Below are 26043 nucleotides of genomic sequence, written 5' to 3'. Positions count from 1 at the left end.
CGGATGCGGGAAGACCCTGAGACAAAAAAACGACGCCCCGGCGGGATTTCCGCCGGGGCGTTTTACATCGAGGAGACGTTACGTCACGAAAATTCCGCTACAAATTGCAGCAGGATTAACCATTCCCCAAATATTCGACTACGCTTAGAAGCGGTAGCCGACGTTCAGGTACGTGACGATCGGGTTCAGCGAGATGTGGGCCTTCGACGTTTCCGTCAGGGTGCCGACCGGCGTCCGGCGAGCCGTCGTGAAGGTCGCGGTCACGCTGACGGGGATGTACGAGAGCGACAGGCCCGCGAACCAGTGTTTCGTGAAGTTGTACGTGAAGCCGGCGTTGAAGACGGGCGCCCACTGGTTGCTGGTCGTGGCGCTGGTCGGGCCGCCGAGCACGCCGTTCTCGAAGCTGCTGTTCGTGATCTTCGCGCCGGTGAACCAGATGTACGTTGCGCCGATGCCGACATACGGACGGAACTTCGCGTTGGCGTCGTTGAAGTGGTAGCGAAGCAATACGGCGGGGCTCCACTGGTACGCACGGCCGAGTACGCCGAATCCTTCGAACTGACCCTTGCCGGTGATGTCGAACTTCGGCGGTATCCCCATAACGAGCTCGGTGGAGATATGGTCTGTGACGAAGTAGCCCGTTGCGAGCCCGAGCGTATCGGCGTCGCTGATGCCGGCGCCGGTGTTGGGAATCGATTGGTTGATGGGCGTGCCGCCAACGCCGTAGACGAACAGCGGGTCGCTGCTGTCCTGCGGTGCAAGGTGGAACCAGCCGGTGCTGACGTAGAAATCACCTGCGGATTGTGCGTATGCCGTACCGCCCGCAAACGTGAATGCGAGCGCTGCGGCCCCCGTAATGGCCAGTTTTCGTTTCATTGTGTCTCCTCCGATCTAAGGCGTGCTCATTATGACGACTGCGTTTAAAACCAAACAAGCTCGTAAGTTAGAGTTTTCACCCTAAGATTAGTACGACCGTACGTTTCAGCGCCCCGCTGGGACAGGCATTCTACGCAGGTGCGCAATTTCGGACCTTCGGGTATTTCCTAACGCGTTCAAACGGACATTCAGCATGGCACGGTTAGCACGACTCTACGTTCCCGACCAGCCGCAGCACGTGATACTGCGCGGCCTGGATCAGCAACCTGCGTTCGTCGACGACCAGGACTACGAACTCTTCATCGATTGTCTGAAGGCCGCGGCACGCGATCATCACCTTTCGGTGCATGCCTACGTGCTGCTTCCGCGTCAGGTGCAGCTCCTCGTGACGCCCAGCGACGAGGCGAGCCTGCCGAAGGCGATGCAGGCGGTCGGCCGCCGCTACGTCGCGCATTTCAACCGACGTTATTCGCGTCGCGGCACCTTGTGGGAAGGCCGCTATCGGGCGACCGTGATCGAAGGCGAGCGCTATTTCCTCCTCGCGAGCCGCGTGGTCGAGATGAGCCCGGTGCGCTCGCAGTTGGTCGCGACGCCCGAGGCCTATCGATGGTCGAGCTACCGGCATCACGTCGGGCTCACCGTCGACAGCCTGATCACCGACCATCCGCTCTACTGGGCGCTCGGCAACACGCCGTTCGACCGTCAGCGCGCGTACAAGGAGCTGTGCGAGCAGCCGCTCGACGAGCGGCAGGCCGATCAGCTGCAGCAGGCGACGCTGAAGGGCTGGGTGCTCGGCGGCGAGAACTACCGCGAATGGGCGGCGCGTACCGCGAACCGCCGCGTATCGCCGCTGCCGCGCGGGCGCCCCAGAAAGGTGCGTGAAAACACCCCGCCGATCCAGCAGTAACGCGGGAAAGGCGGGTCACGAGGCGGCGCTGCGGGCGCCGCTTCTTTTTGCACCAAAATGATACGTCCCCAATAAAACGGCACCAGATCGGAGCATGTGTTTAATTGGGGTTCGATCAAGCGGTTTTTGTTGCTATTCCTTTGATTCGTCGCGTATATTCCGAATTCCGGTGGCCCGGGTGAAGCTCGCCCAACCACCGTCGGCCGTGCCGTCTCCCGTCGGGAGCGGGATCGACGGCAACAAAAAATGGTTCAACGGCCCTCGAGGCCCCTTTACGACGGTGTCCCCATGAACGACCACCAGCAGCCGCTCACCGCGGTGCCCGCCGCACAAGGTCTGTACGACCCGCAAAACGAACACGACGCCTGCGGCGTCGGCTTCGTCGCTCACATCAAGGGCAAGAAGAGCCACGAGATCATTCAGCAGGGTCTGAAGATCCTCGAGAACCTCGATCACCGCGGCGCGGTCGGTGCCGATCCGCTGATGGGCGACGGCGCCGGCATCCTGATCCAGATTCCGGACGCGTTCTACCGCGAGGAAATGTCGAAGCAGGGCGTGACGCTGCCCCCGGCCGGCGAATATGGGGTCGGGATGATCTTCCTGCCGAAGGAGAACGCGTCGCGTCTCGCGTGCGAGCAGGAGCTCGAGCGGACGGTGCGGGCAGAGGGTCAGGTCGTGCTCGGATGGCGCGACGTGCCGGTCGACCACGCGATGCCGATCTCGCCGACGGTCAAGGCGAGCGAGCCGCTGATCCGCCAGATCTTCATCGGCCGCGGCAAGGACATCATGGTGACGGACGCGCTCGAGCGGAAGCTCTACGTGATCCGCAAGACCGCGAGCCACCGCATCCAGGCGCTGAAGCTCAAGCACGGCAAGGAATACTTCGTGCCGTCGATGTCTGCGCGCACGGTCGTCTACAAGGGGCTGCTGCTGGCGGGCCAGGTCGGCGTGTACTACCGCGACCTGCAGGACGAGCGCGTCGTGTCGGCGCTCGCGCTCGTGCACCAGCGCTTCTCGACCAACACGTTCCCGGCGTGGGAACTGGCTCACCCGTACCGGATGATCGCGCACAACGGCGAGATCAACACCGTGAAGGGCAACGTGAACTGGCTGAACGCGCGTACCGGCGCGATCGCGTCGCACGTGCTCGGCGACGACCTGCCGAAGCTCTGGCCGCTGATCTATCCGGGCCAGTCGGATACGGCTTCGTTCGACAACTGTCTCGAACTGCTCGTGATGGCGGGCTATCCGCTCGTGCACGCAGTGATGATGATGATCCCGGAAGCGTGGGAACAGCACACGCTGATGGACGAGAACCGCCGCGCGTTCTACGAATACCACGCCGCGATGATGGAACCGTGGGACGGCCCGGCAGCGATCGCGTTCACCGACGGCCGCCAGATCGGCGCGACGCTCGACCGCAACGGCCTGCGCCCGGCGCGCTACATCGTGACCGACGACGACCTCGTCATCATGGCGTCGGAAGCCGGCACGCTGCCGATCCCCGAATCGAAGATCGTCAAGAAGTGGCGCCTGCAGCCGGGCAAGATGTTCCTGATCGACATGGAACACGGCCGCATCATCGACGACAAGGAACTCAAGGACAACCTCGCGAACGCGAAGCCGTACAAGAGCTGGATCGACGCCGTGCGCATCAAGCTCGACGAGATCGAGCCGAAGGCCGAGGACGTCGCGGCCGGCCGCACGCAAGGCGCCGCGCTGCTCGACCGCCAGCAGGCGTTCGGCTATACGCAGGAAGACCTGAAGTTCCTGATGGCGCCGATGGCGCAGCAGGGTGAAGAGGCCGTCGGCTCGATGGGCAACGACTCGCCGCTCGCGGTGATGTCGAACAAGAACAAGACGCTCTATCACTACTTCAAGCAGCTGTTCGCGCAGGTCACGAACCCGCCGATCGACCCGATCCGCGAGAACATGGTCATGTCGCTCGTGTCGTTCATCGGCCCGAAGCCGAACCTGCTCGACACGAACAACATCAACCCGCCGATGCGTCTCGAAGTGTCGCAGCCGGTGCTCGACTTCAAGGACATCGCGAAGATCCGCGCGATCGACCAGTACACGGGCGGCAAGTTCAGCGCGTACGAACTGAACATCTGCTATCCGGTGGCCTGGGGCAAGGAAGGCATCGAGGCGCGCCTCGCGTCGCTGTGCGCGGAAGCCGTCGACGCGGTGAAGTCGGGCTACAACATCCTGATCGTGTCGGACCGCAAGACCGACGCCGAGCACGTCGCGATCCCGGCGCTGCTCGCCACGTCGGCGATCCACACGCACCTCGTCCAGCAAGGGCTGCGCACGAGCACGGGCCTCGTCGTCGAGACGGGCTCGGCACGTGAGACGCACCACTTCGCGCTGCTCGCGGGCTACGGCGCGGAAGCCGTGCACCCGTACCTCGCGATGGAAACGCTCGCGAAGATGGCCGAAGGCCTGCCGGGCGACCTGTCGCCGGAGAAGGCCGTCTACAACTTCACGAAGGCGGTCGGCAAGGGCCTGCAGAAGGTGATGTCGAAGATGGGCATCTCGACGTACATGTCGTACACGGGCGCGCAGATCTTCGAAGCGCTGGGCCTGTCGAGCGACCTCGTCGAGAAGTACTTCAAGGGCACGGCATCGAAGGTCGGCGGCATCGGCCTGTTCGAAGTCGCGGAAGAGGCGATCCGCCTGCACCGCGACGCGTTCGGCGACAACCCGGTCCTGCGCGACATGCTCGACGCGGGCGGCGAGTACGCGTACCGCGTGCGCGGCGAAGACCACATGTGGACGCCGGACTCGATCGCGAAGCTCCAGCACGCGACGCGCAGCAACTCGTACCAGACGTACAAGGAATACGCGCACCTGATCAACGACCAGACCAAGCGTCACATGACGTTCCGCGGCCTGTTCGAGTTCAAGGTCGAGCCGACCAAGGCGATCCCGATCGAAAACGTCGAGCCGGCGAAGGAAATCGTCAAGCGCTTTGCGACCGGCGCGATGTCGCTCGGCTCGATCAGCACCGAAGCGCACGCGACGCTCGCGATCGCGATGAACCGGATCGGCGGCAAGTCGAACACCGGCGAAGGCGGCGAGGACGAAAAGCGCTATCGCAACGAACTGCGCGGCATTCCGATCAAGTCGGGCGAGACGCTGAAGTCGGTGATCGGCGACGAGATCGTCAGCGACATTCCGCTGAAGGACGGCGATTCGCTGCGCTCGAAGATTAAGCAGGTCGCGTCGGGCCGCTTCGGCGTCACCGCCGAGTACCTCGCGTCGGCCGACCAGATCCAGATCAAGATGGCGCAGGGCGCGAAGCCGGGCGAAGGCGGCCAGCTGCCGGGCCACAAGGTGTCCGAATACATCGGCAAGCTGCGTTACTCGGTGCCGGGTGTCGGCCTGATCTCGCCGCCGCCGCACCACGACATCTACTCGATCGAGGATCTGGCGCAACTGATCCACGACCTGAAGAACGTGAACCCGAGCTCGAGCATCTCCGTGAAGCTCGTGTCGGAAGTGGGCGTCGGCACGGTCGCGGCCGGTGTCGCGAAGGCGAAGGCCGATCACGTGGTGATCGCCGGCCATGACGGCGGCACGGGCGCATCGCCGCTGTCGTCGGTCAAGCATGCCGGCACGCCGTGGGAACTCGGCCTCGCCGAAACGCAGCAGACGCTGGTGCTGAACCGCCTGCGCGGCCGTATCCGCGTGCAGGCCGACGGCCAGATGAAGACGGGCCGCGACGTCGTGATCGGCGCGCTGCTCGGCGCGGACGAATTCGGCTTCGCGACGGCACCGCTCGTCGTCGAAGGCTGCATCATGATGCGCAAGTGCCACCTGAACACGTGCCCGGTCGGCGTCGCGACGCAGGATCCGGTGCTGCGTGCGAAGTTCAAGGGCCAGCCCGAGCACGTCGTGAACTACTTCTTCTTCGTCGCCGAGGAAGTGCGCGAGATCATGGCGCAGCTCGGCATCGCGAAGTTCGACGACCTGATCGGCCGCGCCGACCTGCTCGATACGCGCAAGGGCATTGAGCACTGGAAGGCGAAGGGCCTCGACTTCTCGCGCGTGTTCTACCAGCCGGAAGAGTGCGAGGACGTCGCGCCGCGTCACGTCGACGTGCAGGATCACGGCCTCGAGCGCGCGCTCGACCACGTGCTGATCGAGAAGGCGAAGGCCGCGATCGAGAACGGCGAGCATGTGTCGTTCATCCAGCCGGTGCGCAACGTGAACCGCACGGTCGGCGCGATGCTGTCGGGCGTGATCGCGAAGAAGCACGGCCATGACGGCCTGGCGGACGACGCGGTGCACATCCAGCTGAAGGGCACGGCCGGCCAGAGCTTCGGCGCGTTCCTCGCGAAGGGCGTGACGCTCGACCTCGTCGGCGACGGCAACGACTACGTCGGCAAGGGCCTGTCGGGCGGCCGGATCATCATCCGACCGACCAACGACTTCCGCGGCAAGTCCGAGGAAAACATCATCTGCGGCAACACGGTGATGTACGGCGCGATCGAAGGCGAAGCCTTCTTCCGCGGCGTCGCGGGCGAGCGTTTCTGCGTGCGCAACTCGGGCGCGACGGCGGTCGTCGAAGGCACGGGCGACCACGGCTGCGAATACATGACGGGCGGCACGGTCGTCGTGCTCGGCGAGACGGGGCGCAACTTCGCGGCCGGCATGTCGGGCGGCCTCGCGTACATCTACGATCCGGAAGGCACGTTCGCGGCGAAGTGCAACAAGTCGATGGTCGCGCTCGAGCCGGTGCTGCAGCAGGCCGAGCAGGAGCGCACGGTCGACCGCGCACTCTGGCATGCGGGCACGACGGACGAAGCGCTGCTCAAGGGGCTCATCGAGCGTCATTTCCAGTTCACGGGTTCGCCGCGCGCGAAGTCGCTGCTGGAAAACTGGGACGCGGCGCGCCGCCAGTTCGTGAAGGTGTTCCCGCACGAATACAAGCGCGCGCTGGGCGAGATCGGTGCGAAGAAGGCGGCGAAGGAAGTGCTGGCCGCCTGAGCGACGAACGACATAGCGAATGCCGCGCGCGCATGATTGCCGCGCGCGGCTCCCCCACCCGATACACCGAACAGAAGAGCACCTTATGGGCAAGGCAACCGGTTTTCTGGAGTTCGAACGCCGCCACGAGGCGTACGAAGCACCGCTCACGCGCGTGAAGCACTACAAGGAATTCGTCGCGGCACTGACCGACGCGGATGCGAAGGTTCAGGGCGCGCGCTGCATGGATTGCGGCATCCCGTTCTGCAACAACGGCTGCCCGGTCAACAACATCATTCCGGACTTCAACGATCTCGTTTACCGCCAGGACTGGCAGCAGGCGATCGAGGTTCTGCACTCGACCAACAACTTCCCGGAATTCACGGGCCGCATCTGCCCGGCGCCGTGCGAGGCAGCGTGCACGCTCGGGATCAACAACGACCCGGTCGGCATCAAGTCGATCGAGCACGCGATCATCGACAAGGCCTGGGCGGAAGGTTGGGTGAAGCCGCTGCCGGCCGAGCACAAGACGGGCAAGAAGGTCGCGGTCGTCGGTTCCGGCCCCGCGGGCCTCGCGGCCGCGCAGCAGCTCGCGCGCGCCGGCCACGACGTGACGGTGTTCGAGAAGAACGACCGGATCGGTGGCCTGCTGCGTTACGGGATTCCCGACTTCAAGCTCGAGAAGTGGCTGATCGACCGCCGCATGCGCCAGATGGAAGCGGAAGGCGTGACGTTCCGCACCAGCGTGTTCATCGGCAAGGATCCGCTGCCCGAATCGATCGGCAGCCTCGCGAAGGAAACCATCTCGCCGGACACGCTGAAGGAAGAGTTCGACGCGGTCGTGATCGCGGGCGGCTCGGAAACGCCGCGTGACCTGCCGGTGCCGGGCCGCGAGCTGGCCGGCGTGCATTTCGCGATGGACTTCCTGCCGCAGCAGAACCGTGTGAACGCGGGCGACAAGCTCGCCGATCAGCTGCTCGCGAAGGGCAAGCACGTGATCGTGATCGGCGGCGGCGATACCGGTTCGGACTGTGTCGGCACGTCGAACCGTCACGGCGCGAAGCAGGTCACGCAATTCGAGCTGCTGCCGCAGCCGCCGGAAGAGGAAAACAAGCCGCTCGTGTGGCCGTACTGGCCGATCAAGCTGCGCACGTCGTCGTCGCACGAGGAAGGCTGCGAGCGTGACTGGGCGGTCGCGACGAAGCGTCTCGAAGGCAAGAACGGCAAGGTCGAGAAGCTGATCGCGGTGCGCGTCGAATGGAAGGACGGCAAGATGCAGGAAGTGCCGGGTTCCGAGTTCGAGATGAAGGCCGACCTGGTGCTGCTCGCGATGGGCTTCACGCAGCCGGCAGCGCCCGTGCTCGACGCGTTCGGCGTCGCGAAGGACGCACGCGGCAACGCGCGTGCGGCGACCGAAGGCGATCACTCGTACTACACGTCGGTCGACAAGGTGTTCGCAGCAGGCGACATGCGCCGCGGCCAGTCGCTCGTCGTCTGGGCGATCCGCGAAGGCCGTCAGTGCGCGCGCTCGGTCGACGCGTACCTGATGGGGCATTCGGAACTGCCGCGCTAAGCTGAAGCGCGCGAGCGGGTTCCGAGGAAAACCGGGCGTCCGAAAGGGCGCCCGGTTTTTTTATGGGGCGCGAGTCTGCGACGATTGGATTGGCGGGGATTTTCCGTGATCCGCCAATAATTTATTTGGCATCAATTAAATCGATCATTTATAAAAACAAAAATATCGATATTTATCTCGAAATAGGCGTTGAATCGGGTTCTGCTGCCACCTATAGTGGTTTTGTCCGATTAATTCGGGCGTATTGAAAGGTCTGGTTTTCATACCCTTTGGAGAAAATCATGGCGTATATATCGATGTCGTTTCAGTTTGCGCAGGATCCGACGCGCGTCCTCGGTGTTGCCCAGAACAATGCCGACGGCAGCGTGATCGGCCCTAATGCCCCGGTGCAACTTCGCTACTTCACCGACCCGAATGTGCAGACCCTGTGGGACTACGATCCCACCCATGGTTTCATCATTCTGGATTTCAGCGATTTGAACGGCGGAGGCAAGCTGGCGGTCGATTTCGCGAACGGCAAGGTCGCCGCCGAAACCCCGCTGGTCCTGCGCCCGTTCACCGGAGCGCCTTCGCAGCGGTGGAGCATCTCCATTCGCCCCGGTTACATCACGTCACTCGCCAACACCGGCCTCGTGATCGACGATCATTACGATAGTCTGCAAGCCAACAACCTCGTCTGGGCATTCCCGTACAACGGCACCCAGGCACAACAATGGACGCCGGTCCATGCCTTCCAGGCAGTCGCCGAAAGAGCGCCGCAATCGCTACGAGCATAAGAATTGTTTGCGGTCGCCGCGGGCAGAGGATCCCCGCGGCGACCCGCGCGGACCGACTCAGACGCATGCGCGTCGTCGACGGGTGAATTCTTTAACGGCAATCAACCGGTATCGCAATAAATTGCATCGAATTCACCCGGGTTATTTATATTTATTTGAGTTCGAGCATTTCTAGGGGTGCGTGATTAACGGGTAGGGAAAAACTGCTTAAAGATTAGTTTCGTTTTTTATCGCCATTTCTGTTTGGCGATTCACTATTGCGACTGTTTTCGGGTGTCAAAGATCGCGACTCGCCCGCTGCGGCATTTCCGCTCGGGATCGCTGCTCGCCGAGCCTGACGCACCGTGTGACAAAGAGCAAGGATCCGGGGCATCACGCAAGCCCCGGGCATGCACTCGCCCTGCCGCGCCCCCCGTCGCATCCCCCCGCACCTCCCCGACGCGTCGCCTAACCTGATCACATCGGACGTTGAGTTTCCGCGATCCTGAATACTTTCATTTTGTAATATTCCTTGGAAACTGTCATATCATCGCCCGCTGGCCGCGTTCGCGTGGCCGCCGCATTTGACTGACCCCATTTACAAGGACTCTGAATGGAAGCATTCGTACAAGGGCTGATCGACGCCGTCAACGGTGTGCTGTGGAACTACGTGCTGATCGCGCTGCTGCTCGGCGTGGGCGCGTGGTTCACGCTGCGGTTCCGGATGATCCAGCTGAAGGCGCTGTTCCTCAGCATCAAACTGGTCGGCAGCAAGGGCGAGCCGGGCAGCATCTCGTCATTCCAGGCGTTCGCGACCGGCCTCGCGAGCCGCGTGGGCACCGGCAACATCGCCGGTGTCGCGGTCGCGCTGACGGTCGGCGGGCCGGGCGCGATCTTCTGGATGTGGATGACGGCGCTCGTCGGGATGTCGTCGGCGTTCGTCGAGGCGACGCTCGCGCAGATCTTCAAGGTGTCGCACGCGGACGGCAGCTATCGCGGCGGCCCCGCGTACTACATCCAGACGGGCCTGCGCTCGCGCGGCTTCGGCGTGCTGTTCTCGCTGTCGCTGATCCTCGCGTTCGGCTTCGTGTTCAACGCGGTGCAGGCCAACGCGATCGCCGACGCGTTCCATACGTCGTTCGGCTGGAGCCGCGAGACGGTCGGCCTCGGCCTCGTGCTGCTCACCGCGCCGCTCATCTTTGGCGGGATTCGCCGCATCGCGTCGGTCGCGCAGGTGATCGTGCCGGTGATGGCGATCGGCTACCTCGCTCTGGCGGTCTACGCGGTCGCGACGCACTTCGCGCTGGTGCCGGGCGTGATCGCGCTGATCGTGAAAAGCGCGTTCGGGCTCGAGCAGGCAGCGGGCGGCCTGACCGGCTATGCAGTCAGCCAGGCGGTCGCGATGGGTGTGAAGCGCGGATTGTTCTCGAACGAGGCCGGCATGGGCAGCGCACCGAACGCGGCCGCGACCGCGAGCGTGCGGCATCCGGTCGTGCAGGGGCTGATCCAGATGCTCGGCGTGTTCGTCGACACGATCGTGATCTGCAGCGCGACCGCGTTCGTGATCCTGCTGTCGGGCCAGTACGAACTCGGCACCGGCATGGAGGGTGCGGCGCTCACGCAGCGCGCGATCGCGAGCCACGTCGGCGACTGGGGCAGCATCTACATGGCCGTCGCGATCTTCTTCTTCGCGTACTCGTCGGTGATCGGCAATTACGCATACGCGGAAGGCAACGTCGACTTCATCACGAAGCGGCGCGGCGTGCTGCCGCTGTTCCGCATCGCGGTGCTCGGGATGGTGATGTTCGGCAGCGTCGGGCAACTGCCGCTCGTGTGGGCGATGGCCGATACGAGCATGGGGCTGATGGCGATCATCAACCTGGTCGCGATCCTCGCGCTTGGCAAGTATGCGCATGCCGCGTGGCGCGACTATCGCCGCCAGCGCGCAGAAGGTGTCGCCGATCCGGTGTTCACGCGCAACACGATTCCCGAGCTTGCAAGCGTGCTGCCCGCCGACGTGTGGGGCGAGCACGGTCCGCTGCCGCAGCGTCCGGCTTCGGAGGGCGCGGTGGTCGAAGCGCGCGTGGCGGTGCGCGAGTCATGAACGGCGACCGGCTCCGTGCATTCGTCGCGCTGGTGCCCGATGCGGCATCGCGCGATGCGCTGCACGCGTTGCCGGTCACCCGCGGCGCGCGGCGCACGATGCCGGCTCAATTGCACGTGACGCTCGCGTTCATCGGTGCCATCGAACGGGAGCGGTGCAATGCGCTGGCCGCGCGCCTGCCGGCACTCGCGGCCGGGCATGCGCTGCCGTTGCAGCTGGTCGAGCGGATCGCGTGGTGGCCGAGCCTGCCGCGCGCGAGGCTGATCGTCGCGGAGCTGGCGCCCGATCCCGCCTGTGCGGCGTTGAATGCCGACGTGTCCGCGCTGCTTCACGAACTGGGCTTGCCGGCCGATCGCCGGCCGTTCAGGCCGCACGTCACGCTCGCGCGGCTGCCGCGCGACGCGGACGGGCAGCCTGCGCGCGGGGGTGCGACCGGGCGGCCGGTCGCGCTGCGTTTCGTCGCGCTGACGTTATTTGAAAGCAGGCTGTCGCACGACGGCGTGTCGCATGTGCCGATCGTGTCGGTGCCGGTCGCGCCGGCGTAGCGGGAAAGCTGGAAGGCGGGAAGGCGGGAAGGACGAAAAAGTGAAGGCCGGCGCGGTATGCGCCGGCCTTTTTTGCGATTAAGCGGCGACCTTGTCGGTGTCGTTCACGCGTTCGACGTTGATCGTGCCGACGTGGAACGCGGCCAGCGCCTCGCGGTGCGCGACGCTGACGATCGCGGCCTTCGGCAGCCGTTCGGCGAACAGGTGATAGAGCCTTGCTTCATTGTCGGCGTCGAGCGCGCTCGTCGCTTCGTCGAGGAACAGGAAGTCCGGCTTGTGCAGCAGCACGCGTGCGCCGGCCAGACGCTGCTGTTCGCCCGGCGACAGCACGCGCGTCCAGTGGCCGGTCTCGTCGAGGCGCCCGACGTAGTCTTCCAGGCGGCACGCACGCAGCGCGTCGCGGCACGCGTCGTCGGTGAACGCGTCGGGCGTGGCCGGATAGGTGAGCGCGGCCTTCAGCGTGCCGATCGGCAAGTAGCTGGTTTGCGGCACGAACATCATCCGCGCGCCGACCGGCGCGTCGATCGCGCCGTCGCCGAACGGCCACAGGCCCGCGAGCGCGCGCATGAACGTGCTCTTGCCGGAACCCGACTTGCCGATCACGAGCCAGCGCGAGCCGGGTTCGATCGTCACGTTGCCGATGTTCGCGAGCGCGTTGCCGTTCGGCAGCGCGAGCTTCAGCGACGACGTCGACAGCTTCGCGGCATCGACGTAGTGCAGGTTGATGCCGCCATGCTCGGTCGCGGGCGACAGGCTTTCCTTCAGGTGCGACGTGCCCATCACGCGCTTGAACTCACGCAGACGGTTGACGGTGGCGCGCCAGTCGACCAGGGTCGAGTAACTGTTGATGAACCACGAGAACGAATCGCTGACGGTCCCGAACGCGGACGCAATCTGCATCAGCACGCCGAACGAGAACGCGCCCGCGAAGTAGCGCGGCGCCGCGACGACGAGCGGGAAGATGATCGCGATCTGACTATAGAAGGCCGTGACGAACGTGAGGCGCTTCGTGTACTTCATCACGCGCCACCAGTTGTCGCGAATGCGCGCGAACAGCGTCTGCGCGGTGCCGGCCTCGGTTTTCTCGCCGTCGTAGAACGCGATCTGCTCGGCATTCTCGCGCACGCGGATCAAGCCGAAGCGGAAGTCGGCCTCGACGCGCTGTTGCTGGTAGTTGATCGACACGAGCGGGTGGCCGACCTTCTGGATGATCAGCGAGCCGACCACCGCATACAGTGCGGCCGCCCAAACCATGTACCCGGGAATCGCGACAGGCGCCGCGCCGAGCGTAATCGTCAGCGCGCCCGCGAGCGACCACAGGATCGTGATGAACGACACGAGCGTGACGACCGTCGACAGCAGGTCGAGCGACAACGTGAGCGTTGCCGTCGCGAACGACTGGAGGTCATCGGTGATCCGCTGGTCGGGGTTGTCGGCGAGGCGGTCGCGCTCGATCCGGTAGAACGCGCGATCGCCGAGCCATTGGTCGAGGAAGCGCTCGGTGAGCCACTGGCGCCAGCGGAACCCCAGCATCTGGCGCAGATAACGGCCGTAAACGGCGAGGATGATGAATGCGAACGCGAATGCCGAGAACTGCATCAACAGACCGGGGAAATCGTGAACGTTCTTCGACTGCAGCGCGTTGTAGAACCCCACGTTCCACTTGTTCAGCTTGACGTTGATCCAGACCACGCAGAGGTTGATCGCGATGATCGTGACCAGCAGCCCCCACGCGATTTTCCATTCGGACGACACCCAGTAGGGCTTGATGAGGCTCCATGCGGATACCGGGCGCTCGTCCTGCGGCGCGTCGGAGACGGAGCGGACGGGATCGATCGATTGGGTCATGTGCTTCCTGATGAGTAGCCGGCGCGCGGGCCGGGCGGAGCCGGACGCGCGCCGCGATACGGCATGCCGGGACGAGGTGCCGACTGACGGCGGGCGTCCGGATGGTGGCCCGCGCGTCTTAAACGGCACTTAAGGCCGGCGGTGACGCGGCAACCGGCCGCTCGCGCGGCCGGCCTGCGGGCATTGTGCCAGAGCGGCGCGGCGCGACGGCGAATTTGCCGCAAGGGGGACAGTTTGCGGCGCTTTCCGCTTTTATGGTCTAATGGCCGACGACGAAACAGGGGTGCTTCGAGCGCGGCCGACGGACAGTTCCGGGCGACGCGGCGAGGCTGAGAAAGACCCTTCGCACCCGATCCGGGTAATACCGGCGAGGGAAGTTTCTGATCCCGCCGGGCCGCGCTGGCTGCCATCCCACATGGTCAGCGCCCGAGTCCCGCCCGGCCGGCCTTTGCTGCCGGTTTCGTCCTTTTGGGTACGCGCGTCGCGCGTTACGGAAGGAATGATGACCGCTCAATCTTCAGTCTTTTGCGCTGTTCCCGATCCGCTGTCGCGTGCGTCCGCACGGGACGGTGCGCGCGCGTCGACGTTCGTCGCACGCGATCGCGCTGTTCGCGGGGAGGGCGCGCGATGAACCTCCACGCTTCCCGGCCCGATTTCGCGGTACTCGGCGGCGGCCTTGTCGGCCGTCTGATCGCGTGGCGGCTTGCGGGCGACGGGCATCGCGTCGCGCTGTACGAGCGCGGTGGCCCGGACGGCGAGCAGTCGGCCGCGTGGGTCGCGGCCGCGATGCTCGCGCCGCTCGCCGAGGCGGCCAGCGCCGAGCTGCTGATCACCGAGCTCGGCGCGGCATCGCTCGCGCGCTGGCCGCAATGGCTCGCGGAACTGCCCGAACCGGTGTTCTTCCAGCAGCACGGCACGCTCGTCGTCTGGCATCACGCGGATCGCGCCGAGGCGCCGCTGTTCGAGCGGCGCGTGCGCGCGAACGCGCCGGCCGAACTGTTCGACGGTGGCTTCGTCGCGCTGGCCGGCGCGCAGGTCGACGCGGCCGAGCCCGCGCTCGCGGGGCGCTTCGCGCGCGGCCTGATGCTGCCGCGCGAAGGGCAGCTCGACAACCGGCAGGCGCTGCGCGCACTCGCGGCGGGCCTCGCGCAACGCGGCGTCGAACTGCACTGGCACGCGACGATCGACGACGCGAACCGGCCCGACGCGCATTTCACGATCGATTGCCGCGGGCTCGGCGCGAAATCCGCGCTTCCCGCGCTGCGGGGCATCCGCGGCGAAGTCGCGCGCGTGTACGCACCAGGCATCGGGCTCACGCGGCCCGTGCGGCTGCTGCATCCGCGCTATCCGCTGTACATCGCGCCGAAACAGGACGACCTGTACGTGATCGGCGCGACCGAAGTGGAGGGCGAGGACATGTCGCCTGTCAGCGTGCGCTCGGCGCTCGAACTGCTGAGCGCGGCGTTTTCCGTGCACCCTGCGTTCGGCGAGGCGCGCATCCTGGAACTGAACGCGCAATGCCGCCCGACGCTGCCCGATCACCGCCCGGCGGTGATCTGGGACGGCGCGACGACGCTGGCCGTCAACGGCCTGTACCGGCACGGCTTCATGATCGCGCCGGAAGTCGCGCATGCGGCGGTCGCGTTCGCGCAAGCCGCGCTCGGCGGCGCGTTCGCCGATGCCGACGCGTTCGCCGCGTGGCGCGATGCCGCGCGCTGGCCGACGCTCCTCCATCACCGCGACGACGCGCGCCAGCCGGCCTGACGCGCGCCGCCGACCGAATTCGACCCGGAATCATGGATATCCAGATCAACCAACAGACGCTGACGCTGCCCGACGGCGCAACGGTGGCCGACGCGCTCGCCGCGTACGGCGCGCGTCCGCCGTACGCGGTCGCGCTGAACGGCAACTTCGTCGCGCGCACGCAGCATGCGGCGCGCGCGCTCGCGACGGGCGACAAGCTCGACGTCGTGCACCCCGTCGCGGGCGGCTGAGCGCCGCCGGTTCGCCCTCCGCTCTTCCAGGAAAACGACATGACGTCCCTCACTTCCGCCGACGCGCTGACGCTGTACGGCGAAACCTTCGCAAGCCGCGTGTTGCTCGGCACGTCGCGCTACCCGTCGCTGCAGTCGCTGTCCGATTCGATCGCCGCGTCGCACCCCGGGATGGTGACGGTCGCGCTGCGCCGCCAGATGACCGGCGGCACCGCAGAGGCCGGCTTTTTCGATCTGCTCAAGCGTCACTCGGTGCCGCTGCTGCCGAACACGGCCGGCTGCCAGACCGTCGCCGAGGCGGTGACGACCGCGCACATGGCGCGCGAGGTTTTCGATACCGACTGGATCAAGCTCGAGCTGATCGGCGACGACTACACACTGCAGCCCGACCCGGTCGGGCTGATCGAGGCGGCCGCGCAGCTTGTCAAGGACGGCTTCAAGGTGCTGCCGTACTGCACCGAGGATCTCGTGATCGGCCGGCGTCTGCTCGACGTCGGCTGCGAGGCCCTGATGCCGTGGGGCGCGCCGATCGGCACCGGCAAGGGTGTCGTGAATCCGTACGGGCTGCGCGTGCTGCGCGAGCGCCTGCCGGACGTGCCGCTGATCGTCGACGCCGGGCTCGGCGTGCCGTCGCACGCGTGCCAGGTGATGGAGTGGGGTTTCGACGGCGTGCTGCTGAACACGGCCGTGTCGCAGGCCACGCACCCGGAAATCATGGCGCGTGCGTTCGCGCAAGGCGTCGAGGCCGGCCGTGCGGCCTATCTCGCCGGGCCGATGGATGCGCGCGAGACCGCGCACGCGAGCACGCCGGTCGTCGGGATGCCGTTCTGGCACCAGGACGGGGGCGGCGCATGAGCGCGCGCTTCGCCGATGCCTTCTGGCCGCCGGCCGACGAGCTGGCCGAAGCGGCCGAGCGGATTCGCGCCCGCCTGGGCGACTGGCCGAGCGGCACGACGGCGTGGCGGCTGTGCGTCGCGGCGCCCGACGTGCCGGCCCACGGCGACGTGCTGATCGTGTCGGCCGGCGATCGTGCCGCGCAGGCGCGCGCGTCGGCCGCATCGCGCCCCGCGTCGCCGGACGCGGTCGCGATCGAGTTCGGCGAGCACGGCGCGGCGCTGCACGCCGCCGGCGTGCGCTACGCGCTGGAAGCCGCGCATCCGCTCGCCGACGACTGGATCGCGGCACTCGCGGCGTTCCTCGATTGCGGTTTCGCGCCGATCGACGCGCTGGTGCTCGCGCTGGCGTGGCGCGACGGCGACGAAACGCGCGGGGCCGATGCGTGGCCGATCGATGCCGCGCGGTTCCCGCGCGTCGCCGGCCTGGCCGCAGCGCCCGAGCCCGCATTCCCGCCGTGCCCCACGCAACTCGGTCTCTATCCGGTCGTCCCCGACGCCGAATGGGTCGAACGCGTGCTCGAGTGCGGCGCGCGAACCGTGCAGCTGCGCGTGAAAGGCGCGAACCCGGACGCGTTGCGCCGGGAAGTCGCACGGGCGGTCGCGGCAGGGCGCCGTTATCCCGATGCACGCGTGTTCATCAACGATCACTGGCAGATCGCGATAGAAGAGGGGGCGTACGGCGTACATCTGGGTCAGGAGGACCTGGAAACGGCCGATCTGGCCGCGATCGCGCGCGCCGGCCTGCGGCTCGGGCTGTCGAGTCACGGTTATTACGAGATGTTGCGCGCGTTGCACGAGCGCCCGAGCTATCTGGCGCTCGGCCCCGTGTACACGACCGCGACCAAGGCGGTCGCGGCGCCGCCGCAAGGCCTCGCGCGGATTGCCCGCTATGCGCGCTTCGCGCGCGCGCGCGCACCGCTCGTCGCGATCGGCGGGGTGGGGCTCGACGCGTTGCCGGACGTGCTGGCGACGGGCGTCGGCAGCGTCGCGGTGGTTAGCGCGGTCACGGGCGCAGACGATTATCGGGCGGCGATTGTTGCGTTGCAGCAATGTTTTGCCCGACAATTTGACAATCATTGACCGCAGGGCCCGGAACGGCGTCACGACATCATTCCAATGCAGGCCCTATAATTCGGCGTTCTGCGTAAAAGGACTGTCAGCTCCGTGAGCCCCACTCCTACCGAGACTCTGCTGGAACTTCGCGACGTCGACTTTGGCTATGGCGACCGCCTCGTCCTGTCGAACCTGAACATGCGCTTCGGGCGCGGCCAGGTCGTCGCCGTCATGGGCGGGTCGGGTTGCGGCAAGACGACCGTGCTGCGCCTGATCGGCGGACTGGTGCGCGCACGCCGCGGCCAGGTGCTGTTCGACGGCGCCGACGTCGGCGCGCAGACGCGCGACGGCCTGTACGCGCTGCGCCGCAAGATGGGCATGCTGTTTCAGTTCGGCGCGCTGTTCACCGACATGTCGGTGTTCGAGAACGTCGCGTTCGCGTTGCGCGAACACACCGACCTGCCCGAAGACCTGATCCGCGACCTGGTGCTGATGAAGCTCAACGCGGTCGGTCTGCGCGGCGCGCGTGACCTGATGCCGTCCGAGGTGTCCGGCGGGATGGCGCGCCGCATCGCGCTCGCGCGCGCGATCGCGCTCGACCCGCAGCTCATCATGTACGACGAACCGTTCGCGGGCCTCGATCCGATCTCGCTCGGCATCACGGCGAACCTGATCCGCACGCTGAACGAGGCACTCGGCGCGACGTCGATCCTCGTCACGCATGACGTGCCGGAATCGTTCGCGATCGCCGACTACGTGTATTTTCTGGCCAATGGTGGCGTGCTCGCGCAGGGTACGCCCGACGAGCTGCGCGCGTCGACCGACCCGAGCGTGCGGCAGTTCATCGACGGCGCGCCGGACGGCCCGTTCAAATTTCACTACACGAGCCCGCCGCTGGCTGCGGATTTCGGGCTCGGCGGAGGGCGCGCATGATCAGCGCGATCGGACGTTACGTCATCGGCGGCCTCGAGCGCGCGGGCTACGGCACGCGGCTGTTCGTGCGCCTCGTGCTGGAATTCTTCCCGCTGCTGCGCCGGCCGCGGCTGGTCACGAAGCAGATCCACTTTCTCGGCAACTATTCGTTCGTGATCATCGCCGTGTCGGGCCTGTTCGTCGGCTTCGTGCTCGGCCTGCAGGGCTATTACACGCTGAATCGCTACGGGTCCGAGCAGGCGCTCGGCCTGCTGGTCGCGCTGTCGCTGGTGCGCGAGCTCGGCCCGGTCGTGACCGCGCTGCTGTTCGCGGGCCGCGCCGGCACGTCGCTCACCGCCGAGATCGGCCTGATGAAGGCCGGTGAGCAGCTCACGGCGCTCGAGATGATGGCAGTCGATCCGATCAAGACGGTGATCGCGCCGCGCCTGTGGGCCGGCATCATCGCGATGCCGCTGCTCGCCGCGATCTTCAACGCGGTCGGCGTGCTCGGCGGTTATTTCGTCGGGGTCGTGCTGATCGGCGTCGATCCGGGCGCGTTCTGGTCGCAGATGCAGGGCGGGGTCCAGGTGTGGGCCGACGTCGGCAACGGCGTGATCAAGAGCATCGTGTTCGGGTTCGCCGTGACCTTCATTGCACTGTTTCAGGGGTATGAAGCGAAGCCCACGCCCGAGGGCGTGTCACGCGCGACGACCAAGACGGTCGTGTTCGCGTCGCTCGCCGTACTCGGCCTCGATTTCCTGCTGACCGCGCTGATGTTCAGCTAAGCCTCAGCCAAGCCAAATTTTGGGATGACGATGAAAAAGACTGCTCTCGACTTCTGGGTCGGCCTGTTCGTGGTGGTGGGCTTCCTTGCGGTGCTATTCCTGGCGCTCAAGGTCGGCAACATGAGCTCGCTGTCGTTTCAGCCGACCTACTCGGTGAGGATGAAATTCGACAACATCGGCGGACTGAAGCCGCGCGCCGCCGTGAAGAGCGCGGGCGTCGTGGTCGGCCGCGTGAAGTCGATCGGCTTCGATACCAACACTTACCAAGCGCTGGTGACGATCGATATCGACGGTCAGTATCCGTTCCCGAAGGATTCGTCGGCGAAGATCCTGACGTCGGGCCTGCTCGGCGAGCAGTACATCGGCCTCGATCCGGGCGGCGACACCGAAATGCTGAAGGCGGGCGATACGATCACGATGACGCAGTCGGCGATCGTGCTCGAGAACCTGATCGGCCAGTTCCTGTACAGCAAGGCAGCCGACGCGGGTGGTGCGAAGCCGGCGTCCGGGGCCTCGGCCGCGCCGGCGGCACCCGCGCCGGTCGCGGTGCCGGCCTCCGCGGTGTCCGGCTCGGCTGCCCAATAACCACACGAGAGAAAGACAAGAGGGAATGACCATGCAGACGATCCGCATCAGGCACGCCGCGCTCGCGGTGGCGGCAGTCGCCGCGTTGAGCGGTTGCGCGACCGTGCAGACGCCGACCAAGGGCGATCCGCTCGAAGGCTTCAACCGGTCGATGTACAAGTTCAACGACACGGTCGACACGTACGCGCTGAAACCGGTCGCAAAGGGCTACCAGTACGTGGTGCCGCAGCCGGTGCGCGACAGCGTGACGAACTTCTTCTCGAACATCGGCGACGTCTATATCGCCGCGAACAACATCGTGCAGCTGCGAATCGCGGACGGCGTCGGCGACATCATGCGCGTCGTGATCAATACGGTGTTCGGCGTCGGCGGCCTGTTCGACGTCGCGACGATTGCGAAACTGCCGAAGCACACGGCCGATTTCGGGATCACGATGGGCCGCTACGGCATGCCGTCGGGCCCGTATCTCGTGCTGCCGCTGCTCGGCCCGAGCACGCTGCGCGACACGGCAGGCCTGGGCGTCGACTACGTCGGCAACCCGCTCACCTACGTGAAGCCGGACGGCGTGAGCTGGGGCCTGTTCGGCGTCAACCTCGTCAACACGCGTGCGAACCTGCTCGGCGCGGGCGACGTGCTGGATGCCGCGGCGCTCGACAAGTATTCGTTCGTGCGCAACGCGTACCTGCAGCGCCGCCAGATGCTGATCGACAACGCGCGCGGCGAGGCCTCGACGGCGTCGAGCAACGATGCGCTGCCGAAGTACGACTTGCCGGACGATGGCGCGGCACCGGCGGCAGCCGGCGCGACGGCACCGGCCGGCGCATCGGGCGCGGCCGTTGCCGTACCGGCGTCGGGCAGTGCCGAAGCACCGAACCCGGCCAGCGCGACGAACGTGCCGGCCATGCAGATGACGCCGCCCGCACCGGGCGGGATTCGTTTCCCGAGCATCAAGCTGCACTGACCAACTTACATTCGTTACAGCCGGAAACGATTCAGTCGGTAGCGCACGCGAACTTGCGCGTAAGCTACCGGCTCCAACCTTCGCATCGACTCTTCATGCAGGTCACTATGATGAAAAAACTGTTCCTGATCCCCGTTTTCGCGGCGCTGTTCTCGTTCGGCAGCGCAGCTCACGCGCAAGTCGACCAGTCGAACCCGCAGGCGCTGATCAAGACGGCGACGCAGCAGGTGCTCGACGAAGTCAAGCAGCAGACGATCAAGCAGGGCGACACCAACCGCATCATTACGATCGTCAACAAGGACATCCTGCCGTACACCGATTTCCGCCGCACCACGCAGCTCGCGATGGGGCGCAACTGGCGCGCGGCCACGGCCGAGCAGCAACAGCAGGTCCAGGAGCAGTTCAAGCTGCTGCTGATCCGCACGTATTCGGGCGCGCTCGCGCAGTTGAAGCCGGACCAGCAGATCCAGTACCCGCCGTTCCGCGCCGATCCGGCCGACACCGACGTGGTGGTGAAGACGGTCGCGATGAACAACGGTCAGCCGGTCCAGATCGACTATCGCTTGTACAAGTCGGCGAATGGCTGGAAGGTCTATGACCTGAACGTGCTCGGCGCGTGGCTGATCCAGACGTACCAGCAGCAGTTCAACGAGAAGATCCAGCAAAGCGGCGTGGACGGCCTGATCCAGTTCCTGACGCAGCGCAACCAGCAACTTGCCTCCGGCAAGCAGGCGTCGTGAGCGGCTTCGAAGCAGGCTCTTCGCTGACCGTCGCGAGCGCGAAGTCCGCGCTCGCGGACGGTCTTGCGCGTATCGGCGCGGGCGCGACCGCCGTCGATTGCGCGGCGCTGACGCAGTTCGACTCGTCGGCGCTCGCCGTGCTGCTCGCATGGCAACGTGCCGCCAAAGCGCGCGGCGCGACCCTCGACATCGTCAATCTCCCCCCGAAGCTCGCCAGCCTGGCGCGCGCCTATGGCGTCGACGCCCTCATCGACGGCACCGGGCGACATTGACCCTGCCCGATCGAAGCCTACCGCGCCAGCCGGCGCGCGCACGCTTCAGGCCGCGCACCTCCTGCGCCGGCCCCACCTGCCGGTTTGCCCTATAATCAAGCGTTTTGCGGGGCAGCCAATCGGCGTCCGGCCCCCATTTTCTTTCGCAGCAAGCACAGAATAGGCGTCGCGGCCCTTGCGCCGCGCACAGTCATGTCAGCCATAGAAATCCGTCACGTCAAGAAGCGCTACAAATCGCTTCAGGCGCTCAAGGGCGTCAGTCTGTCGGTCGAGGAAGGCGAGTTTTTCGGTCTGCTCGGCCCGAACGGCGCAGGCAAGACCACGCTCATCAGTATCCTCGCCGGGCTTGCCCGGGCCGATGAAGGCAGTATCTCGGTGCGCGGCCACGACGTCGTCAAGGACTTCGGCGATGCGCGCCGCGCGCTCGGCGTCGTGCCGCAGGAACTCGTGTTCGACCCGTTCTTCACCGTCCGCGAGACGCTGCGGATCCAGTCCGGTTATTTCGGGCTGCGCCGCAACGACGACTGGATCGACGAAGTGATGGCCAATCTGGACCTCACCGAGAAGGCCGACGCGAACATGCGCGCGCTGTCGGGCGGGATGAAGCGCCGCGTGCTGGTCGCGCAGGCGCTCGTGCACCGGCCGCCCGTGATCGTGCTCGACGAGCCGACCGCCGGCGTCGACGTCGAATTGCGCCAGACGCTGTGGAAGTTCATCTCGCGCCTGAACCGCGAGGGCCACACGATCGTGCTGACCACCCATTACCTCGAGGAAGCCGAGTCGCTGTGCGACCGCATCGCGATGCTGCGCCGTGGCGAAGTGGTCGCGCTCGACCGCACCGACGCGCTGCTGCGCCGCTTCGCGGGGCTGCAGCTGTACCTGCGCCTCGGGACCGGCGCGCTGCCGTCCGAGCTGCGCGGGCTGGAGTCCGACCCGGCTGCCCGTGCGCCGGGCGAGCACCTGCTGCGCTTGACGAGCTACGACGATGTCGAGCGGATCCTCGCGCAATGCCGCGCGGCGGGCTGCACGTTCGACGAGATCGAGGTCCGCAAGGCCGACCTCGAGGATGTGTTCGTCCAGGTGATGAACGGGGCCGAGGTGATCGAGGGTCTGGCATGAATCAACAATCCCCACGCGAACTTCGTTCGCTGCCTCCCGAGGGGACGCCCGCCACTCGCGGGGCGGCCCGGCGAGTGCCGGGAAGCGGTTTTCGAACGCTGTTCTACAAGGAGCTGCTGCGCTTCTGGAAGGTGTCGTTCCAGACGGTGTGCGCGCCGATCGTGACGGCGCTGCTGTATCTGACGATCTTCGGCCACGCGCTGTCGGGCCGCGTCGAGGTGTATCCGGGCGTCGAGTACGTGAGCTTTCTCGTGCCGGGCCTCGTGATGATGAGCGTGCTGCAGAACGCGTTCGCGAACAGTTCGTCGTCGCTGATCCAGTCGAAGATCACCGGCAACCTCGTGTTCATGCTGCTGCCGCCGCTGTCGTACCTCGACATCTTCGGCGCGTACGTGCTCGCGTCCGTCGTGCGCGGGCTCGCGGTCGGCGCGGGCGTATTCGTCGTGACGATCTGGTTTGTCCCGATGCATTTCGCGGCGCCGTTGTTCATCATCGCGTTCGCGCTGCTCGGCTCGGCGATCCTCGGCACGCTCGGCTTGATCGCCGGGATCTGGGCCGAGAAGTTCGACCAGCTCGCCGCGTTCCAGAACTTCCTGATCATGCCGCTGACGTTCCTGTCCGGCGTGTTCTATTCGACGCACTCGCTGCCGCCCGTGTGGCGCGAGATCTCGCGTCTCAACCCGTTTTTCTACATGATCGACGGCTTCCGTTACGGGTTCTTCGGCGCGTCCGACATCAACCCGCTCGCGAGCCTCGCGATCGTCACCGGTTTCTTTGTGCTGCTCGCGATGTTCGCGATGCGGCTGCTCGCGACCGGCTACAAACTGCGTCATTGATATCGACGGTGGCGGCCGCCACGGGCGGCGCGCGCCGACAGGAGCCTCTCATGTTGCCGACTCCCGAACAGGTCAAGCAATACATTGCCGGCGGTCTCGCCTGCACTCATCTGGAAGTCGAAGGCGACGGCCAGCATTTCTTCGCGACGATCGTGTCGGCGGCCTTCGAAGGCAAGCGGCCGATCCAGCGGCACCAGCTCGTTTATGCGGCGCTCGGCGATCGCATGAAGCAGGAAATTCACGCGCTCAGCATGAAGACGCTGACGCCCGCCGAATGGCAGAACGCATAACCGGAACCACTGAGTGCAAGTCACCGTCAACGAGTGCGACGCCGTCCAGAGCGTCGCCACGGCACACCCGGCCGCCAACGGGGAATCGCAGGGACATGGGATGGACAAGCTGGTGATCGAAGGCGGTCGCCGGTTGTCGGGCGAGATCGTCGTGTCGGGCGCGAAGAACGCCGCGCTGCCGATCCTGTGCGCGGGGCTGCTCAGCGCCGAGCCGGTCGAACTCGACAACGTGCCGAACCTGAAGGACGTGCGCACCACGCTGAAGGTGCTGAACCAGATGGGCGTGAAGAGCGAGACTGACGGCTGCCGCGTGCGGCTCGATGCGTCGCGCGTCGACAACCTCGTGGCGCCGTACGAACTCGTGAAGACGATGCGCGCGTCGATCCTCGTGCTCGGGCCGCTGCTCGCGCGCTTCGGCGAGGCGAAGGTGTCGCTGCCGGGCGGCTGCGCGATCGGCGCGCGGCCGGTCGACCAGCACATCAAGGGCCTGCAGGCGATGGGCGCCGAGATCAGCATCGAGCACGGCTTCATCGAAGCGCGCGCGAAGCGCCTGAAGGGTGCGCGCATCGTGACCGACATGATCACGGTGACGGGGACGGAAAACCTGCTGATGGCCGCGACGCTCGCCGACGGCGAGACGGTGATCGAGAACGCTGCCCGCGAACCGGAAGTGAGCGATCTCGCGCACCTGCTGGTCGCGATGGGCGCGAAAATCGACGGCATCGGCACCGACCGCCTCGTGATCCAGGGTGTCGAACGGCTGCATGGCGCACGCCATTCGGTGATTCCCGATCGCATCGAGGCCGGCACGTTCCTGTGCGCGGTCGCGGCGGCGGGCGGCGACGTGATGCTGACGGGCGTGCGTCCGCACATCCTCGACGCGGTGATCGACAAGCTGCGCGAGGCGGGCGTGTCGATCGAGGAAGGCGACAGCTGGCTGCGCGTGAAGATGGACCGCCGCCCGTCGGCGGTGACGATCCGCACGTCGGAATACCCGGCGTTTCCGACCGACATGCAGGCGCAGTTCATGGCCCTCAATTCGGTCGCGACGGGCACCGCGCAGGTTGTCGAGACCATTTTCGAGAACCGCTTCATGCACGTGCAGGAGCTGAACCGGCTCGGCGCGAACATCACGATCGACGGCAACACGGCGCTCGTGACCGGCGTCGCCAAGCTGTCCGGCGCGAACGTGATGGCGACCGACCTGCGCGCATCGGCGAGCCTCGTGATTGCCGGGCTGCGGGCCGAAGGCGAAACGCTCGTCGACCGCATCTATCACCTGGACCGCGGCTACGACCGCATGGAAACCAAACTGACCGCCGTCGGCGCGAACGTGCGCCGCCTCTCCGGGAGCCAAGCATGACCGCGCCGCTGACCCTCGCCCTGTCGAAGGGCCGGATTTTCGAGGAAACCCTGCCGCTGCTGGCGGCCGCCGGCGTGCAGGTGGCCGAGGATCCGGAAACGTCGCGCAAGCTGATCCTGCCGACGACCGATCCGAACCTGCGCGTGATCATCGTGCGCGCGAGCGACGTGCCGACCTACGTCGAATACGGCGCGGCCGATTTCGGCGTGGCCGGCAAGGACGTGCTGGTCGAGCACGGCGGCTCGGGTCTGTACCAGCCGATCGACCTGAACATTGCGCGCTGCCGGATGTCGGTGGCCGTGCCGGCCGGTTTCGACTATGCGAACGCGGTGCGCCAGGGCGCGCGCCTGCGGGTCGCGACCAAATACGTCGAAACGGCACGCGAACACTTCGCCGCGAAAGGCGTGCACGTCGACCTGATCAAGCTGTACGGCTCGATGGAACTCGCGCCGCTGGTCGGGCTGGCCGACGCGATCGTCGACCTCGTCAGTTCGGGCGGCACGCTGAAGGCGAACAATCTGGTCGAGGTCGAGGAGATCATGGCGATCTCGTCGCGCCTCGTCGTGAACCAGGCTGCGCTGAAGTTGAAGCGCACGGCGCTCAAGCCGATTCTCGACGCGTTCGAACGCGCGTCGCAGAATGGCAATTGAGCGCATCA

Annotated in this window: 23 protein-coding genes and 1 riboswitch; of the genes, 21 read left to right on the top strand and 2 right to left on the bottom strand. The window is 66.1% G+C overall.

The features are described 5' to 3' along the window. Positions 1-144 precede the first annotated feature (144 nt). Positions 145-876: an OmpW/AlkL family protein gene (locus tag WS75_RS30860; protein WP_059686510.1), complete on the bottom strand. Its 732-nt coding sequence runs from the start codon at positions 874-876 to the stop codon at positions 145-147. Between the two features lie 193 nt (positions 877-1069). On the opposite strand from WS75_RS30860, the gene WS75_RS30855 reads away from it, so the two are divergent. From WS75_RS30855 to thpR, 6 genes are all read left to right on the top strand, one after another. Next, a complete protein-coding gene (locus WS75_RS30855) occupies positions 1070-1783 on the top strand; it encodes a transposase (protein ID WP_027783329.1) in 714 nt (237 codons plus the stop codon). A gap of 288 nt (positions 1784-2071) precedes the next feature. Next, positions 2072-6775 (top strand): glutamate synthase-related protein, encoded by a 4704-nt coding sequence (locus WS75_RS30850; RefSeq protein WP_059686508.1) that lies wholly within the window; start codon positions 2072-2074, stop codon positions 6773-6775. Positions 6776-6860: 85 nt separating this feature from the next. After that, entirely contained in the window at positions 6861-8327 is a 1467-nt protein-coding gene (locus WS75_RS30845; protein ID WP_059686506.1) for a glutamate synthase subunit beta, read from the top strand. A 281-nt stretch (positions 8328-8608) separates the two neighbouring features. Continuing rightward, complete coding sequence (locus tag WS75_RS30840; protein WP_059686504.1) at positions 8609-9103, top strand: RICIN domain-containing protein; 495 nt, start codon at positions 8609-8611, stop codon at positions 9101-9103. 592 nt (positions 9104-9695) lie between these two features. After that, the gene (locus WS75_RS30835) at positions 9696-11186 is read left to right on the top strand and encodes an alanine/glycine:cation symporter family protein (RefSeq protein WP_059686502.1); all 1491 of its coding nucleotides are present in this window, start codon (positions 9696-9698) and stop codon (positions 11184-11186) included. After that, positions 11183-11731 carry an RNA 2',3'-cyclic phosphodiesterase gene (gene thpR / locus WS75_RS30830; protein WP_059686500.1) on the top strand — a complete coding sequence of 183 codons (549 nt, stop codon included), beginning with the start codon at positions 11183-11185 and terminating at the stop codon, positions 11729-11731. The genes WS75_RS30835 and thpR overlap by 4 nt, the downstream gene beginning before the upstream one ends. Positions 11732-11809: 78 nt before the next feature. Here the strand turns inward: thpR and WS75_RS30825 are convergent, their stop codons facing one another. After that, complete coding sequence (locus tag WS75_RS30825) at positions 11810-13579, bottom strand: ABC transporter ATP-binding protein/permease (protein WP_059686499.1); 1770 nt, start codon at positions 13577-13579, stop codon at positions 11810-11812. Positions 13580-13848: 269 nt separating this feature from the next. Further along, positions 13849-13972, top strand: a riboswitch (TPP riboswitch). A 234-nt stretch (positions 13973-14206) separates the two neighbouring features. On the opposite strand from WS75_RS30825, the gene WS75_RS30820 reads away from it, so the two are divergent. From WS75_RS30820 to hisG, 15 genes are all read left to right on the top strand, one after another. Next, positions 14207-15343, top strand: a complete 1137-nt coding sequence (locus WS75_RS30820) for an FAD-dependent oxidoreductase (RefSeq protein ID WP_059686497.1) — start codon at positions 14207-14209, stop codon at positions 15341-15343. Positions 15344-15375: 32 nt separating this feature from the next. Beyond that, on the top strand, positions 15376-15573 hold the full coding sequence (gene thiS, locus WS75_RS30815) for a sulfur carrier protein ThiS (RefSeq protein ID WP_014898319.1): 198 nt from the start codon (positions 15376-15378) through the stop codon (positions 15571-15573). Between the two features lie 39 nt (positions 15574-15612). Beyond that, positions 15613-16428, top strand: a complete 816-nt coding sequence (locus tag WS75_RS30810) for a thiazole synthase (protein WP_059686494.1) — start codon at positions 15613-15615, stop codon at positions 16426-16428. Then, a complete protein-coding gene (gene thiE, locus WS75_RS33165) occupies positions 16425-17549 on the top strand; it encodes a thiamine phosphate synthase (protein ID WP_082729803.1) in 1125 nt (374 codons plus the stop codon). The genes WS75_RS30810 and thiE overlap by 4 nt, the downstream gene beginning before the upstream one ends. An 84-nt stretch (positions 17550-17633) precedes the next feature. Further along, positions 17634-18455: an ABC transporter ATP-binding protein gene (locus tag WS75_RS30800; RefSeq protein WP_059535623.1), complete on the top strand. Its 822-nt coding sequence runs from the start codon at positions 17634-17636 to the stop codon at positions 18453-18455. After that, a complete protein-coding gene (gene mlaE, locus WS75_RS30795; RefSeq protein ID WP_011655796.1) occupies positions 18452-19219 on the top strand; it encodes a lipid asymmetry maintenance ABC transporter permease subunit MlaE in 768 nt (255 codons plus the stop codon). The genes WS75_RS30800 and mlaE overlap by 4 nt, the downstream gene beginning before the upstream one ends. Before the next feature lie 24 nt (positions 19220-19243). Then, entirely contained in the window at positions 19244-19804 is a 561-nt protein-coding gene (gene mlaD / locus WS75_RS30790; protein ID WP_059686492.1) for an outer membrane lipid asymmetry maintenance protein MlaD, read from the top strand. A 31-nt stretch (positions 19805-19835) separates the two neighbouring features. Further along, entirely contained in the window at positions 19836-20765 is a 930-nt protein-coding gene (locus tag WS75_RS30785) for an MlaA family lipoprotein (RefSeq protein WP_059686561.1), read from the top strand. Positions 20766-20875: 110 nt separating this feature from the next. After that, a complete protein-coding gene (locus WS75_RS30780; protein ID WP_059686559.1) occupies positions 20876-21505 on the top strand; it encodes an MlaC/ttg2D family ABC transporter substrate-binding protein in 630 nt (209 codons plus the stop codon). Beyond that, positions 21502-21777: an STAS domain-containing protein gene (locus WS75_RS30775; RefSeq protein WP_059686490.1), complete on the top strand. Its 276-nt coding sequence runs from the start codon at positions 21502-21504 to the stop codon at positions 21775-21777. Before WS75_RS30780 ends, WS75_RS30775 begins: the two co-directional genes overlap by 4 nt. Positions 21778-21969: 192 nt before the next feature. Next, the gene (locus tag WS75_RS30770) at positions 21970-22896 is read left to right on the top strand and encodes an ABC transporter ATP-binding protein (RefSeq protein ID WP_059686488.1); all 927 of its coding nucleotides are present in this window, start codon (positions 21970-21972) and stop codon (positions 22894-22896) included. Then, positions 22893-23732: an ABC transporter permease gene (locus WS75_RS30765; RefSeq protein ID WP_257129489.1), complete on the top strand. Its 840-nt coding sequence runs from the start codon at positions 22893-22895 to the stop codon at positions 23730-23732. The genes WS75_RS30770 and WS75_RS30765 overlap by 4 nt, the downstream gene beginning before the upstream one ends. Positions 23733-23782: 50 nt before the next feature. Next, positions 23783-24022 carry a BolA family protein gene (locus tag WS75_RS30760; protein ID WP_006477131.1) on the top strand — a complete coding sequence of 80 codons (240 nt, stop codon included), beginning with the start codon at positions 23783-23785 and terminating at the stop codon, positions 24020-24022. Positions 24023-24035: 13 nt separating this feature from the next. After that, the gene (gene murA, locus WS75_RS30755) at positions 24036-25385 is read left to right on the top strand and encodes a UDP-N-acetylglucosamine 1-carboxyvinyltransferase (protein WP_059686484.1); all 1350 of its coding nucleotides are present in this window, start codon (positions 24036-24038) and stop codon (positions 25383-25385) included. After that, complete coding sequence (hisG, locus tag WS75_RS30750; RefSeq protein WP_059599813.1) at positions 25382-26035, top strand: ATP phosphoribosyltransferase; 654 nt, start codon at positions 25382-25384, stop codon at positions 26033-26035. The genes murA and hisG overlap by 4 nt, the downstream gene beginning before the upstream one ends. Positions 26036-26043 lie beyond the last annotated feature (8 nt).

The organism is Burkholderia sp. FL-7-2-10-S1-D7 (assembly GCF_001524185.1).
GTDB lineage: Bacteria > Pseudomonadota > Gammaproteobacteria > Burkholderiales > Burkholderiaceae > Burkholderia > Burkholderia diffusa.
The sequence above is the reverse complement of the archived record's forward strand: the minus strand, read 5'-3'. Positions and strand labels throughout refer to the sequence as shown.